This is a genomic window from Streptomyces sp. NPDC059169 (assembly GCF_042755225.1).
Classification (GTDB): Bacteria; Actinomycetota; Actinomycetes; order Streptomycetales; family Streptomycetaceae; genus Streptomyces.
This window is the reverse complement of the sequence record NZ_JBHZCF010000017.1, coordinates 99,614-113,851: the sequence shown is the minus strand read 5'-3', so window position 1 is coordinate 113,851 and position 14,238 is coordinate 99,614. Positions and strand designations below refer to the sequence as shown.

At 71.2% G+C, this 14,238-nt stretch carries 11 protein-coding genes; 8 read left to right on the top strand and 3 right to left on the bottom strand.

Translation table 11 applies throughout. The features are described 5' to 3' along the window. Positions 1–280: 280 nt before the first annotated feature. From ACFXOM_RS27790 to ACFXOM_RS27780, 3 genes are all read left to right on the top strand, one after another. Positions 281–1,630, top strand: coding sequence for a DUF2079 domain-containing protein (locus tag ACFXOM_RS27790; RefSeq protein ID WP_385039780.1), 1,350 nt, complete (start codon positions 281–283; stop codon positions 1,628–1,630). Between the two features lie 110 nt (positions 1,631–1,740). Further along, on the top strand, positions 1,741–2,271 hold the full coding sequence (locus ACFXOM_RS27785; protein WP_385039777.1) for a redoxin domain-containing protein: 531 nt from the start codon (positions 1,741–1,743) through the stop codon (positions 2,269–2,271). 76 nt (positions 2,272–2,347) lie between these two features. Then, a complete protein-coding gene (locus tag ACFXOM_RS27780; protein WP_385039774.1) occupies positions 2,348–4,000 on the top strand; it encodes a class I adenylate-forming enzyme family protein in 1,653 nt (550 codons plus the stop codon). On the opposite strand, the gene ACFXOM_RS27775 is transcribed toward ACFXOM_RS27780, so the two are convergent. Then, positions 3,987–5,255, bottom strand: a complete 1,269-nt coding sequence (locus ACFXOM_RS27775) for a M6 family metalloprotease domain-containing protein (protein WP_384938883.1) — start codon at positions 5,253–5,255, stop codon at positions 3,987–3,989. The genes ACFXOM_RS27780 and ACFXOM_RS27775 overlap by 14 nt on opposite strands. Positions 5,256–5,559: 304 nt before the next feature. Between ACFXOM_RS27775 and ACFXOM_RS27770 the strand changes: the two genes are divergently transcribed. Further along, entirely contained in the window at positions 5,560–6,210 is a 651-nt protein-coding gene (locus tag ACFXOM_RS27770) for a TetR/AcrR family transcriptional regulator (RefSeq protein ID WP_384938885.1), read from the top strand. A gap of 188 nt (positions 6,211–6,398) precedes the next feature. Further along, the gene (locus ACFXOM_RS27765) at positions 6,399–7,943 is read left to right on the top strand and encodes an MFS transporter (RefSeq protein ID WP_384938886.1); all 1,545 of its coding nucleotides are present in this window, start codon (positions 6,399–6,401) and stop codon (positions 7,941–7,943) included. Between the two features lie 276 nt (positions 7,944–8,219). Here the strand turns inward: ACFXOM_RS27765 and ACFXOM_RS27760 are convergent, their stop codons facing one another. After that, positions 8,220–8,726 (bottom strand): MarR family winged helix-turn-helix transcriptional regulator, encoded by a 507-nt coding sequence (locus tag ACFXOM_RS27760; RefSeq protein WP_384949274.1) that lies wholly within the window; start codon positions 8,724–8,726, stop codon positions 8,220–8,222. Between the two features lie 161 nt (positions 8,727–8,887). On the opposite strand from ACFXOM_RS27760, the gene ACFXOM_RS27755 reads away from it, so the two are divergent. Together ACFXOM_RS27755 and ACFXOM_RS27750 are read left to right on the top strand one after the other, a co-directional pair. Further along, positions 8,888–9,655 carry a dioxygenase gene (locus ACFXOM_RS27755; RefSeq protein ID WP_385039858.1) on the top strand — a complete coding sequence of 256 codons (768 nt, stop codon included), beginning with the start codon at positions 8,888–8,890 and terminating at the stop codon, positions 9,653–9,655. Between the two features lie 628 nt (positions 9,656–10,283). Continuing rightward, positions 10,284–11,288, top strand: coding sequence for an RNA polymerase sigma factor RpoD/SigA (locus tag ACFXOM_RS27750; protein WP_384938890.1), 1,005 nt, complete (start codon positions 10,284–10,286; stop codon positions 11,286–11,288). Between the two features lie 255 nt (positions 11,289–11,543). On the opposite strand, the gene ACFXOM_RS27745 is transcribed toward ACFXOM_RS27750, so the two are convergent. After that, a complete protein-coding gene (locus ACFXOM_RS27745) occupies positions 11,544–12,506 on the bottom strand; it encodes a helix-turn-helix transcriptional regulator (protein WP_385039771.1) in 963 nt (320 codons plus the stop codon). Positions 12,507–12,569: 63 nt separating this feature from the next. Here ACFXOM_RS27745 and ACFXOM_RS27740 point away from each other — a divergent pair, with 63 nt between their 5' ends. After that, positions 12,570–14,102 (top strand): MFS transporter, encoded by a 1,533-nt coding sequence (locus tag ACFXOM_RS27740; protein WP_385039769.1) that lies wholly within the window; start codon positions 12,570–12,572, stop codon positions 14,100–14,102. The last annotated feature ends 136 nt before the right edge of the window (positions 14,103–14,238 follow it).

Below are 14,238 nucleotides of genomic sequence, written 5' to 3'. Positions count from 1 at the left end.
GGGATGAAGGTCTCGGGGGTGGCGAATGCGATTTCCGGTGGGGGAGGTCGGGCCGGCCGCGGCCATTCGGAGGAATCTGCGCACACGGCTCGCAGCCCGGAGTCAGGGACTGGAGCTTGCTGGCATCTTGAGGGGCCGGCGCAAGCTTCTGGAAGGCATGGTCATGCACGCACCACCCGGCACTGGCATCACTCTTCCACCGCAGCAGAGATTCTTTAAGAAGGGGGCGGTGACAGGGCCGCCCAGGGAAAGCCGTTTCGGCCCCGTGTGGATCTGGGCGATGGCGGGAGCTCTGTTCTTCGCGTACGCGGCGGTGTCCCTCCGCCTTCACGAGCGCATGCTGTCCAACAGTTACGACTTGGGCATCTTCGAACAGATCGTCCGGTCCTACGCGCACGGCCACCTGCCGACTTCCGAGCTGAAGGGGCCCGACTTCCCCGTCCTCGGGGACCATTTCTCCCCCGTGCTCGTCCTGGTGGCGCCGTTCTACCGTTTGTGGCCCGCGCCAGCAACACTGCTGGTGTTGCAGGCGGGGCTGATCGCCGCGAGCGTCGTCCCCTTGGCGCTCTGGGTGTACCGGAAACTCGGTACGCTCGCCGCGGCGGTCGTCGGGATCTGCTACGGCGTTTCCTGGGGCATCGCCAGTGCGGTCGGCTTCGACTTCCACGAAGTCGCCTTCGCCGTCCCGCTGCTCGTGTTCTCGCTGGTGGCCCTCGCCAGGGGCCGATTGAGCGCGGCGGCGTACTGGGCCCTGCCCCTGCTGCTCGTGAAGGAGGACCTGGGGCTCACCGTGGCCGCGATCGGTGTCCTGATCGCACTGCGCGGGAACCGCAGGCTCGGCATCATCACCGGCCTGTCCGGTCTGCTCGGGGCCCTGCTGGTGCTGTTCGTGATCCTTCCGGCCTTCAACCCGAACGGTTCCTTCGCCTACTGGTTCTGGCTGGACAGTCCCGGAGGCGGTCACGGCGGACCGCTCGACCAGCTGCACAGGATGACGGTCGGGCTGGTCACCCCGCAGGCCAAGGTCTCGACCTTGGTGCTGGTGCTGGCGCCGACCCTCTTCCTGGCCCTGCGTTCTCCGCTGGTGCTGATCGCCCTGCCGACGGTGCTGTGGCGCTTCGCGTCCGGCAATGCGTTCCACTGGGGTACCGGCTATCACTACTCGTTGGTGCTGATGCCGATCGTCTTCGTGGCCTTCGCCGACGCGCTCGTCGACCGCCGCGCGAACCCCGGCAGCGTCCGCCGGTACCTCGCGGGCTGCGCCGCAGTGAGCCTGTTGCTGTTGCCCTCTTTCCCGCTGTGGCAGTTGGTGCAGCCGGCAACGTGGCGTGCGGACTCCCGGGTGGCGCTCGCCCACCGACTGATGGGCCGCATCCCCGACGGCGCCACGGTCCAGGCCTCCAGCCAACTGGTGCCCCAGCTCACCAGCCGGACGAGCACCAGCCTCTACGGCTGGTGGCAGAGCCGGCCCAACCCACAGTGGATCATGGTGGACACAAGGGTGCCGCAGGACCGGCGGTGGCCGCTGGACTTCATGAAGGAGAAGATCATGCTGGACCAGGCCCGCACCCGGGGCGGGTACAGCACGGTCGCGGAGCAGGACGGCTTCGTCCTGCTCAAGCGGGGCTAGGGCGGGCGCGGTCGCCGGTACGGCGGGCTCGGTGCTGTCCCGCGCGCGGTGTCGGACAATGGTCCGGCCGGCAGGGTGCGCCGCATCCGCCACGACCGCGAAGGGCGCCTGTGCACCGCATCGTCGAGACCACCGAAGGGCCCGTCCGGGTTCCGTCCCCCGCGCACGCGTGGACGGTGTTGTTCTTCATCACCGAACCCGGCATCGGGGAGACGCTGCCGGAGCTCGCGGGCTGCACGGCGGGACTCTGTTCCGCTCGGGACGAAGCCGCCGCGTTCGCCCGCGCCGGCGCCTTCGTGCTCGGTGTCAGTGCCCATGCCCCCGGCTGCCTGGCGGAGTTCGCCGTGGTCCGCGGCCTCGGCTATCCGCTGGTGGGCGACGGGGAGTTGGCCCTCGGCAGGGCGCTGGGCGTACCGGAGGTGCGGGTGGGGGAGCGCGAGCTGTTCGCGCGGGCCGCCGTGGTGCTCGACCGGGGCGGACGGGTGCGGTCCCTGATCCACCCGGTGCGCGATCCGGAACGTCATGCTGCGCTCGTCCTCGCGGAGCTGGCCGGGCTGGCGGAGGGGGCGGATTCGGCTGGGCCGGCCGCGGGGGCGGCGTCGCCCGGCCGAAAGAGTAGTTGTGGACTGCACGGACCTTGACGGGTGGCCGTGTGCCGCATAGCGTCGGACGTCCGAGCTGAGCAAGCGCTTAGAGAATGCGACAAGGGGGGCGGTCGTGGTGCACGCCGAATCCGGTGTCCTCACCGCGCCCGGTGCGCCCTTCGCCGTCGTGGACGGCGTCTACGCATCGGGCCCGCGCACACTGCGCGAATTCGTCGAGACCACCTGGGCCCACGGCGAGCGGCCGTTCCTGGTCGCGGGGAGCGTGACGTACACGTACCGGGAGTTCTTCGCGGCCGCCTGCTCGTTGGCCCGGCGCTTCGTCGACGTCTACGGGCTGGCTCCGGGCGACCGGGCCGTGGTGGGGATGCGCAACCACCCCGAGTGGCAGATCGCCTTCTGGGCGGCGCAACTGGCCGGGCTGGTGGCCGTGCCCCTCAACGCCTGGTGGACCGAGGAGGAGTTCGCCTACGCCCTCGACGACTGCACCCCCGGGGTGCTGCTCGTCGACGGGGAGAGGCTCCCCCGGGTCGAGCGGTGGGCGCGGGGGCGGGCACCTGTGGTCGTCTTCCACCACGAGGGACCCCTCGGGGCGGGTGTCGTGCGCTACGAGGACCTGCCGGCGCCGGAACCCGCGGCCGCACCGCCGGTCGTGGACGTGCGCCCCGAGGACGACGCGACGATCATCTACACCTCCGGGACCACCGGACGGCCCAAGGGCGCGGTCGCCACCCACCTCGCGCAGGCCGGGGCGGCGATGAACCCCCGTTACACCGCCGCGGCTTCGGCGCTGGCGAAGGGGACGGTCCCCGGCCGGGGACCCGCGCCCGTGACCCTGATGACCTTCCCCTTCTTCCACGTGGCCGCCTTCACGACGTTGTGCTCGGTGATGGCCGCCGGCGGGTCGCTCGTCCTCATGCGCAAGTGGGACGCCGACGAGGCGCTCGCGCTGATCGTGGAGCACCGGGTGACGCACTACTCGGGCGTGCCCACCACGGCGCTACAGCTGCTGGAAGCGGCCGAGCGGCAGGACGCCGGGCTGGAGACCCTGACGCACCTCAACACGGGTGGTGCCGCCGCCCCGCCCGATCTGGTCGCACGGCTCACGGCACGCTTCGGCAGCCGGATCGAGCCGCGCAACGGCTACGGCCTGACCGAGACCGGCGGCGGGGTGACGGCGAACTTCGGGGCGGACTACCGGGAGTTCCCGCACAGCGTGGGCCGGCCCACCCCGACGACCGAAGCACGGGTCGTCGGCCAGGGCGGCGCGGTGCTCCCCGAGGGCGAGGTCGGCGAGCTGTGGCTGCGCGGACAGTCGCTGGTGCGCGGCTACTGGCGCGACGAGGAGGCCACCGCGGCCGCCTTCACGCCGGACGGCTGGTTCAGGACCGGCGACCTCGCGACGTCACGGGAGGGGCGGATCAGCATCGTCGACCGGATCAAGGACGTGGTGATCCGGGGAGGGGAGAACGTGTACTGCGTCGAGGTCGAGGCCGCGCTGCACGACCACCCGGACGTGGCCGACGCAGCCGTGCTCGGCGTACCGCACCCGCTGCTCGGGGAGGAGGTCGCCGCGGTGGTGCTCCTCAGGGCGGGGGCCGAAGCCGGTGTCGAACAGCTGCGGGCGCACGTGGGCAGGACGCTCGCCCCGTTCAAGGTGCCGGCGCACGTGGTCGTTCGGGACGAGCCGCTGCCCCGCAACGCCGCCGGCAAGATCCTCAAGCGGGAGCTGCGCGGACAGTTGGAGGAGCGGGTCAGAAACGGGTGACCCGTACCCGGTAGTTCCCGTTGGTCTTCTCCGCGAGCACCGTGATCCGGATCCGGTTCTGGTCGTCGACGAACGACTCGCCGGGCCGGAACGGAGCGTCCGAGAGCTCGGCCTGCACATTGGGGCGCCTGGTGCAGCCGCCGCTCTCCTCGTCGCTGTCGAAGACCGACACCGGACCCTGCCCGGTGTCGACGTCCGTCTCGACGCGGTAGACGAGGACGCCCGGTTCGCAGACGGCCTCGTCGTTGCCCGCCTGGGTGCGCACCTCGGCGGCGTAGCCGGCGTCGGTGCCGAGCGGGACGAAGACGAGCTTGCGGCCTCCTCTGGTGGCCAGCGGGCTCAGCTCGTACGTCGTGGTGCCGCGTGACGACGCGCAGCTGATCTGGGAGTTGTCGAGCCAGCCCAGCTTCCACTTGTGCCAGCCGAGCATGTCGTTGTTGGCGCCCCAGTCCTCGGACATGATGTCCCAGTGGCCGACCGCGCTGCCGCCCTCCGCGGTGTAGAGGTCGGGCAGGCCGAACACGTGGCCGTTCTCATGGGGGAGCACCCGGAAGCCGGTGTCGCCGTACGAGCCGGACCCGTCGTCCTGCCGGCTGTAGACGAACGAGGTGTTGGCGAGCGGTACCCCGTCCGCGTAGGGCGCGTCGTGGTTGCCGGAGAAGGTCACGGACAGGACGGTGTCCAGCGCCGAGGGGCCTGCATTCGGGGTGACGAGTATGTTCACCAGGTCGTAGGCGCTGAAGTCCACCCGGTGGTCCGTGGCGGCCACGATGTCCTGGACGAGCTGGCGGTAGCCCGGCTCGTACGCGGAGCCACGCTCTATCCCGTACGCCGTGAACGGCATCGGCATCCGCAGCCATTGGGGGATCGGCGCCTCGGGGTGGTACGTGAGCCGCCCGTACGAGCTGGTGGCGAACCACTTCTGGGTCTGCGGGAAGAACTCGCCGAACCGTTCCAGGGCGGAGCCCGCCCCTTCCGCGTCCGGGAAGTCGATCATCAGATTCAGGGCGCGTATGCGGCCGGTGGAGCGCGCGTACCCCGGCGGGGTCGGCATGCCCTCGGACATCTGGACGCCGGTCGTGGACGCGATCCGGCAGGGACCGAGCTTCGCCGCCTCCGATACCGCCACCGGGCCGGAGGACGCCCGCGTGGCGGCAGGGAGGATCGAGCTCGCGGAAGCCAGGGCACCGAGGGCAATGACCGCGAGCGTGCCGAGCGTGCCCCTGGTGGGTATTCGGCGGCGGGTCTGCTGCATGCGGGCGTCGCCTCCGGTCCGCGGCAGTCCGGCCGGACCCGGGCTGCGCTCCGTGGGATCAGCCTGGTTCGGGTGGGGGGAGGGCGCGCGCCAGGTGGGCCGATCGAGCGACCCCGCCGTTCCGGGTGCGTGATGCAGGTCACGGCGCGTTTCTCCTGCGGTGGAAATAACCGGGGACCGCTTCCCCGTTTGCACGGGTGTCCCGCAGAACCGGGGAAGCGGTCCCCGGTTGCGTGGACCGTCGCACCGGCGAACCGCCCGCACGGCCGAGCCGTGCAGTCGAAGCCAGAGAGGAAGTGGAGCCGTGAGCCCCGCCATCGACACCGCGGCACGCCGTGCCTCCAGGCCGCGGGCTGACGCGCTGCGCAACCGGGAGCGGATCGTGTCGGCGGCACGCGAGATGTTCGTCGAGTTCGGGCCCGATGTCCCGCTCGACGAGATCGCCCGCCGCGCCGGGGTCGGCAACGCGACCCTCTACCGGAACTTCGCGGACCGTGCCCAGCTCATCCACGAGGTCGTCCTCTCCGTCATGCGGCGCACCACGGCCCGGGCCGAGGAGGCGGCGGCCGAGGAGAGCGACACGTTCGTCGCGCTGAGCCGGTTCACCCACGGAGCCGCCGAGGAGCGGATCGGCGCCCTGTGTCCGATGCTCTCGGGGGGCTTCGACGAGGACCACCCCGAGCTGTTGGCCGAGAGCGGCCGCCTGGAAGAGGCGGTCCAGGGGCTCGTGGACCGCGCACACGCCGCGGGGCGGCTGCGTCCCGACGTCGCCGTCGGGGACCTGCTCGTCGCACTCTCCCAGCTGACCCGGCCGCTCCCGGGCACCGCCTGCCTGCACATCGACCGGTTCACCCACCGCCATCTTCAGCTGTTCCTCGACGGGCTCGAAGCTCCGGCACGCTCCGAGCTCCCGGGCGCGGCTGCGACCTTGGAGGACCTGCGACGAACGCCGTGACGCCCACCAGGCGGACGCCGTGACGCCCACCGCGGGCGGATCGGCGCCACGCCGCTAACCCCTCCGGCGGCCGGTCCACACGGTCGTCGCCCGCCGGTACGCGGCCCGCGCGGACCTCCGCACCCATCCGTACGAACGATCCCTTCTTCCCTGCTTTCACCACTCCGCACCCATAGGTGGCCTCCTCCATGTCGAAAACAGCAGAGACGGAACCCCAAGACGGCGCCCGTCCCGATCCGAGCCGCTGGAAAGCGCTCGTCTTCATAGCCCTCGCCCAGCTGATGGTGGTCCTCGACGCGACCATCGTGAACATCGCGCTGCCCTCCGCCCAGCAGGACCTGGGAATCTCGGACGGCAACCGCCAGTGGGTCATCACGGCCTACGCCCTCGCCTTCGGCGGCCTGCTGTTGTTCGGCGGACGCGTCGCCGACCTGTGGGGTCGCAAGCGCACCTTCGTGGTCGGCCTGCTCGGCTTCGCCGCCGCGTCCGCACTCGGCGGGGCAGCCACCGGCCAGGCCATGCTGCTGGGGTCCCGTGCGCTTCAGGGCGCCTTCGGCGCGCTGCTCGCCCCGGCCGCGCTCTCACTGCTCGCCGTGATGTTCAGCGACGCCAAGGAGCGGGCCAAGGCATTCGGGATCTACGGTGCGATCGCCGGCGGCGGTGGCGCGGTGGGCCTGATCCTGGGCGGCTTCCTCACCGAGTACCTGAACTGGCGCTGGACGTTCTTCGTCAACATCCCGTTCGCCGTCGTCGCCGCGGCGGGCGCGTACTTCGTCATCCGCGAGCCGGCCGGCGGCCGTAACCGCTCGCCGCTCGACATCCCCGGCGTGGTCCTGTCCACCCTCGGGCTGGTGTCGCTGGTGTACGGCTTCACCCGGGCCGAGTCCGACGGCTGGTCCGACGCCCTGACCGTCGGCCTCTTCATCGCCTCCGTCGTGCTGCTCGCCGCCTTCGTCGCCGTCGAGGCCCGGGTGAAGTCGCCGCTGCTGCCGCTGCGCGTCCTGATGGAGCGGAACCGCGGCGGTGTCTACCTCTCCCTGGGGCTCGCCGTCATCGCGATGTTCGGCCTGTTCCTGTTCCTGACGTACTACTTGCAGGTCGTCAAGGGGTACTCGCCGGTCAAGACGGGCTTCGCCTTCCTCCCCATGATCGCGGGCATGATCACGGGATCCACCCAGATCGGCGCCCGGTTGATGACCCGCGTCCCGCCCAGGCTGCTCATGGGGCCGGGCTTCCTGGTCGCGGCCGCGGGCATGCTGCTCCTCACCCAGCTGGAGATCGGCTCCTCGTACGCAGGGCTGATCCTGCCGGCACAGCTGCTGCTCGGCCTCGGTATGGGTACCGCCTTCATGCCCGCCATGTCCCTGGCCACGTATGGCGTCGAGGCGCGCGACGCAGGTGTCGCGTCCGCGATGGTGAACACCTCCCAGCAAGTCGGCGGTGCGATCGGCACGGCGCTGCTGAACACCATCGCCGCCTCCGCGACCACCTCGTACGTCGCCTCGCACGCGGCGGGCGCGACGACTCCGGGTGCCCAGCAGCTGCTCCAGCTGCAGGGCATGGTGCACGGCTACACGGGAGCCATCTGGTGGGCCGTCGGGATCCTGGTGCTCTCGTCCGTGATCGCTGCCGTCCTCATCGACTCCGGGCGCCCGGGCTCCACGCCCGCTGCGGTGTCCGACGGCTCGGCGGGTGTCGAGGACGAGGTGAAGGTCCCGGTCGTCGCGCACTGAGTCCCCCGCTCCCACCAGGGTTCTGGTGGGAGCCGCCGGGACGGCTAGCGGGTCCCTGCCGGAGGTCGGACGACCTCCGGCAGGGACCCGTGTGCGTGCCGTCTCGTCGGGAGCGGCGGACGTCGGGACCGCCGCACCCGCGGGACGTGCGGTTCCCCGGTGCCGGCCCGAATCCAGGGGCGTCGAGACCGCCGGGGCGGTGGCTTCGGCACGTTCGGTCGCACGACCTGCCGGCAGGGCCCGCGGCGGCGGCCCCGCCGGTGACGGGTCGGTGCGTCAGCGCAGCCAGGGCAGGTCGGCGCCGGTGCCGTCCGGTTGCAACCCCTCGGCCATGATGCGCGTGATCTCGCCCAATTGGCGCACCTGTTCCGGTGTGAGCCGGTCGAACAGGGCCTGCCGCACGGCCGTGACGTGCCCGGGCGCGGCCTTCTTCAGGACGTCGAACCCTTCTTCGGTCAGGCACGCGTTCTGGCCGCGCTTGTCGGAGGGGCAGTCCTCGCGGCGCACCCAGCCGTTCTTCTCCAGCCGGGCGATGGCGTGCGAGAGCCGGGACCGGGTGATCTTGGCGTCCTTGGCCAGCTCGGTCATCCGCATCCGGCGGCGTGGCGCCTCCGCGAGCTGGACCAGCAGGCCGTAGTAGACGTGAGGCATGCCCGCGTCCCGCTGGAGCTGGCGGTCGAGACTGTCCTCGAGGAGCGTGGTGGCGTGTAGGTACGAACGCCACACGCGCTGCTCCTCGGCGCTGAGCCAGGAGGGCTCCCCCTCGTTCGGTGCCGTGTTCATGTATCTACTGTACGGGTGGTTCTTGAAAGTTGAACTAGATCGGCCTAGTCTGGCGCCATAGGGAACTTGAAGTTTCAATCTTATGGCGGGAGGCTCCCGTGAACACCGCTGACGCCGTCGGAGCCGTGGGCCCCGGCGCCGACGTGCCCATCGCCGGGCGCATGCCCGTCCTCTACCTCTCGCACGGTGCGCCGCCGCTCCCGGACGACCCGGTGTGGCCGGGTCAGCTCGCCGCCTGGTCCGGCTCGCTGCCGCGGCCCACGGCCGTCCTGGTGGTCTCCGCCCACTGGGAGGAAGCCCCGCTCGCGCTCGGAGCCACCACGACCGTGCCGCTCGTGTACGACTTCTGGGGCTTCCCCGAGCGCTACTACGCAGTCCGGTACGAGGCTCCCGGCGCGCCCGGACTCGCCGAGGCCGTGCGGAAGCTGCTGCGGGGGCCGGGGGAGCCGGTCCACGACGCCCCGGACCGCGGGCTCGACCACGGCGCCTACGTCCCGCTCGTGGAGATGTTCCCCGAAGCCGACGTCCCCGTCCTGCAGCTCTCCATGCCGACGCTGGACCCGCAGCGGCTGATGGGGGTCGGGCGCAGGCTGGCGCCGTTGCGCGACGAGGGTGTCTTGATCGTCGGCAGCGGGTTCTTCACGCACAACCTGGCCGCGCTGCGGCACCCCGGGGGCGGGGTTCCGGGTTGGTCGGCGGAGTTCGACGACTGGGGGCGGCGGGCGCTGGCCGTCTCCGACGTGGACGCGTTGCTGGACTTCCCGCAGAAGGCACCGGCGGCCCGGCTCGCACACCCGCGCACCGAGCACTTCGCCCCGCTGTTCGTCGCCATGGGGGCGGCGGACGCGGCGGGCGAACTGGACCCGCCAAGGAGCGTCATCGACGGCTTCTGGATGGGGCTCGCGAAGCGATCGGTGCAGTTCGGGTGAGCGGTGGGGATGGTGGTCCTCGCGGGTGAGTCGGGTAGGCGCCGCCGCCGGAGCCGGGCCAGGGCCAGGGCCAGGGCCAGGGCCAGGGTCAGGGTGTCGGAGTCGGGCCGGGGGCCGGGGACGGGCGGCGGGCTCGCCGCTCCCGCCCACACGGGGATTCCCGGGAATCCTCGTGTGGGTTCGGGAGGAGGATGCCCGCGGTGGATCCGCGGAGCCGGAGGTCGCGCATGGAGGCCGACGGGGCCGGCGGTGCCTCTGGCGAAACGGCCATCGCGCGCAACCGGCGGGCGGCGCCGGGCGTCTTCAGGGGCGAGTGCGGCAAGGGGGGCGCAGCGCGGGCGGGAATACGGCGGTGACGGCGGAGTCCGCGGTGTCGGAGGGTGATCCGCCTCGCACGTGCAGGAGCGGTAGGGGGCGGGCGGTTTCCCCGCGAGGCGTTGACAGCGGCTCTGACCTGCACTTCCCGGAACCGTAGGCATATCTGACCGCCGCGATGGCCGGGCAGGGTACTGCAAGATCACAAAAAAGTGTGCAGCGTGTGGGAATTCTGTCCGGATTCCAGTCGTTGTTTCCGTCGGATGCAGGGCACCTGGAAGGGTGTCGCGACCTACTCAGTAAGGGAGCACGCATGGCAACCCGTGCCGTCGCCCGTCGTCAGTCCGCTGCCAGTGGGACCGGGGCCGATGGGGCAAGCAGCGTTCGCGTGGCGAGCGGGGAGATCGCCGACCGTGACCTGGTCGGCATGTACCTCGACGAGATCGCGCGTACGCCGCTGCTCGACGCCGCCAAGGAAGTCGAGCTCTCGCAGACCATCGAAGCCGGGGTGTACGCCAGGCAGATCCTCGATGGCGAAGCGGAGAGCGACGGGGCCGGTGCCACGCGCGAGGAGCTCCAGGCGCTGGTGGCGGAGGGAGAGCGCGCCAAGGACGTCTTCATCAAGTCGAACCTCCGCCTGGTGGTGGCCGTCGCGCGGCGCTATCCGCGCAGCGGACTGCCGCTGCTCGACCTGATCCAGGAGGGCAACGCGGGCCTGGTCCGCGCGGTGGAGAAGTTCGACTACACCAAGGGCTTCAAGTTCTCCACGTATGCCACGTGGTGGATCCGCCAGGCCATCACCCGCTCGATCGCCGACCAGTCGCGCACGATCCGGCTGCCCGTCCACCTCGTGGAGGAGTTGGGCCGCATCCGGCGCGTGCAGCGGGAGTTCAACCGCGAGCACGGTCGCGATCCCGAGCCCGGCGAGGTCGCCGAGGAGCTGGGTTCGACCCCGGAGCGCGTCACCGACGTGCTGGACTGGGCGCGCGATCCGGTCTCGCTGAACATGTCCGTGGACGACGACGGCGAGACGCAGTTCGGCGATCTGTTGGAGGACACCTCAGCCGTGTCGCCCGAGCAGTCCGTGCTGACGCTGCTGCGCAGCGAGGAACTCGACGACCTGATCGACCGGCTGGACCACAGGACCGCGTCGATCATCCGCATGCGGTACGGCATCGAGGACGGCCGTGAGCGCACGCTCACCGAGGTCGGCAAGGAGCACGGCCTGACGCGCGAGCGCATACGCCAGATCGAGAAGCACGCGCTGCTCGAACTGAAGCGGATGGCTCGGGACACCGGCTTCGACGCGGCGGCCTGACGCAGGACACCCACCCGCGCCCCAGAGCGGACCCCGGCACCCTCCCCCCCTGGTGTCGGGGTCCTTGCCGGTCAGCGCGGTCGGCCTTCGGGCCTGACGCGATGGGCAGGGCGGCCCGGGCCACCGGCGGCCCGGGACACCGAGTCGCCCCCGGTGCTGGTAGGGGGAGCAGGGGGCGGAGGTGGGGGTGCGCCTCAGCGTGCCGCGCGCGTGAGGCGGGCGCGAACGCCCGTCCGGCATTGATTCCGTGGGAGGTCAGCGTGCCGCGCGCGTGAGGCGGGCGCCGAGATCGGTCAGGTGCGCGACGAGCGCGGGCGGGGCGTGCACGGTGAACTCGCAGTCGACCAGGGCCAGTCGCAGTGCCAGCCACTCCAACGAGTCCTGCGCCCGGGTACGCAGCCGGCAGGTGTTCGGCCCCGTCGGCGCGGGAGTGCCGAGGTAGCCGGGGAGGCGGGCCGAGACGAACTCCGCAGGGGCCGCGAAGCTCACGTCCAGTGCGTGCTCCGGCTGGTTGCGGGACATGGAGCGGGCGAAGAACTCCGCCGCATCGCCTCCCGTGGGCAGCTCGCGCGGAGTGAACCGGGCTCCCGTCGCGAAGGGGTCGCTGACCCGGTCGACCCGGAACGTGCGCCAGTCGTCCCGCCCCATGTCGTAGGCCACGAGGTACCAACGGCGTCCCGTCGACACCAGACGGTACGGCTCCACCTGCCGCTTGGTCTCGGTGCCGTCGCCCGAGCGGTAACCGAAGCGCAGCCGCTCCCGGCCGGTCACCGCGGCTGCGATGGCGGTGAGCGTGTGCGGGTCGACCCTCGCGCCGTCGCCGCGGGTCAGCGGGATCGTCGCGTTCTGGAGCGCCGAGACGCGGTGCCGCAGTCGTGACGGAAGCACCTGCTCCAGCTTGGCCAGCGCCCGTACGGACGCCTCCTCGACGCCCTCGATCGCATGGCCGGCGCCCGCCCGCAGACCCACGGCGATCGCCACCGCCTCCTCGTCGTCGAGGAGGAGAGGGGGCATGGCCGCGCCCGCGACCAGCCGGTACCCGCCGACCGCCCCCTTGGTCGCCTCGACCGGGTAGCCGAGGTCACGCAGGCGGTCGATGTCGCGGCGGATCGTGCGGGGGCTGACGCCGAGACGCTCGGCGAGCTCACTGCCGGGCCACTCGCGCGGAGTCTGGAGCAGGGACAGCAGGTTCAGCAGTCGCGCTGGGGTGTCTGTCATGGGTTCCAGACTGCCTGCCTTCTAGGACATGGACTGACCTATATGATCCCTAGCTTCTTTCCCATGAGTTCCCACGCCGCCGTCACGGATACGGCACCCGACTTCGAGGCGCCCGCCGACCGGCGCCGCTGGATAGCACTGGCCGTCGTCATGACCGCGGCCTTCATGGACCTGGTCGACGTCACCATCGTCAACATCGCGATCCCCAGCATGGAGCGGGATCTCGGCGCCTCCTTCGGCGCCATCCAGTGGATCACGGCCGGTTACGCGTTGGCGTTCGCCGCCGGTCTCATCACCGGAGGCCGGCTCGGTGACATCTACGGCCGCAAGCGGCTGTTCCTGATCGGGATCAGCGGGTTCACGGTCGCCTCCGCCCTGTGCGGGTTCGCCGCCGGTCCTGAGATGCTGGTCGCCTCGCGGCTGCTGCAAGGGGCCATGGCCGCGCTGATGGTGCCGCAGGTGCTCGCGATCGTCCACGCGACCTTCCCGGCGCACGAACGGGGCAAGGTGTTCGGGATGTTCGGTGCGGTCGTCGGTCTCGGCGCCGTCTCCGGTCCGCTGCTCGGCGCCCTGCTCACCCAGTGGAACCTGGCCGGGCTGGAGTGGCGGCCCATCTTCCTGATCAACCTGCCGGTGGGAATCGCCGGCGTGCTGCTCGGCCGCACGTTCATCACCGAGTCGAAGGCACCGAAGGCGCTCCGCCTCGACATGGTCGGCGTCGCCCTGGTCACCACCGCGCTGCTGATGCTGATCTACCCGCTGACGCGCGGGCGGGAGTTGGGCTGGCCGCTGTGGGGCCACCTGTGCATGGCGGGCAGCCTCGTCGTGGGTGCGGTCTTCGTGGTGTACGAGAAGCGCAAGACGCGTCGCGACGGCTCGCCGCTGGTGGAGCTCTCGCTGTTCCGAGTGAAGAGCTTCGCCGCGGGTATCGCCGTGCAGCTGACGTTCGGTGTGGCGCTCGGCATCTTCTTCCTGGTCTGGACCCTGTACATGCAGATAGGCCTGGGCTGGTCGCCGTTGAAGGCCGGGCTGACGGGCGTTCCGTTCTCGATCGCGGTGTCCGCTGCGGCCGGGATGAGCGTGCAGTTGCTGGTGCCGCGTTTCGGGCGGAAGGTGCTGCAGGCAGGCGTGCTGACCATGGCCGCCGGCTTGCTGATCTACGTCTGGGAGGCGGGGCGCTACGGGGCCGGAATCGCACCCTGGCAGATGGCGCTGCCGCTGGTGACCATGGGCGCGGGGATGGGGCTCATCGTGGCGCCGCTGACGGACACGGTGCTGTCGGAGGTGCCGCGGGAGCACTCCGGATCGGCGTCCGGCCTGATCAACACGGTGCAGCAGATGGGTACCGCCCTGGGGCTCGGACTGGTGTCGGTGGTCTTCTTCGGCGTGATCGACGAGAGCGGACTGACGTCACCGGCCGCGGTCAGCGAGCAGTTCTCGGGTGCCTTCCAGCGGTCGCTGTGGTGGGTCGCGGGCGTCCTGACGGTGATCTTCGCGGTGATGTTCGCCCTGCCGGCCCGACCGAAACAGCACATGGAGGCGGCGGCCGTCGAGGCCGTCCCGACTGACCAGCAGGAGCCGGCGTTGGTGGTCTGATCGCAGGACGGTTCGCGCATGCGGGCCCGGGGGGGGGGGGGAGTGGGGGCGGGGGGTTTGTGCGGTAGGGTAGGGGAAAGAAGGGACCGGAGGAGGAGGGAGGGAGAAAAGGAGGAGCGCGCGGACGGGGGCGGAC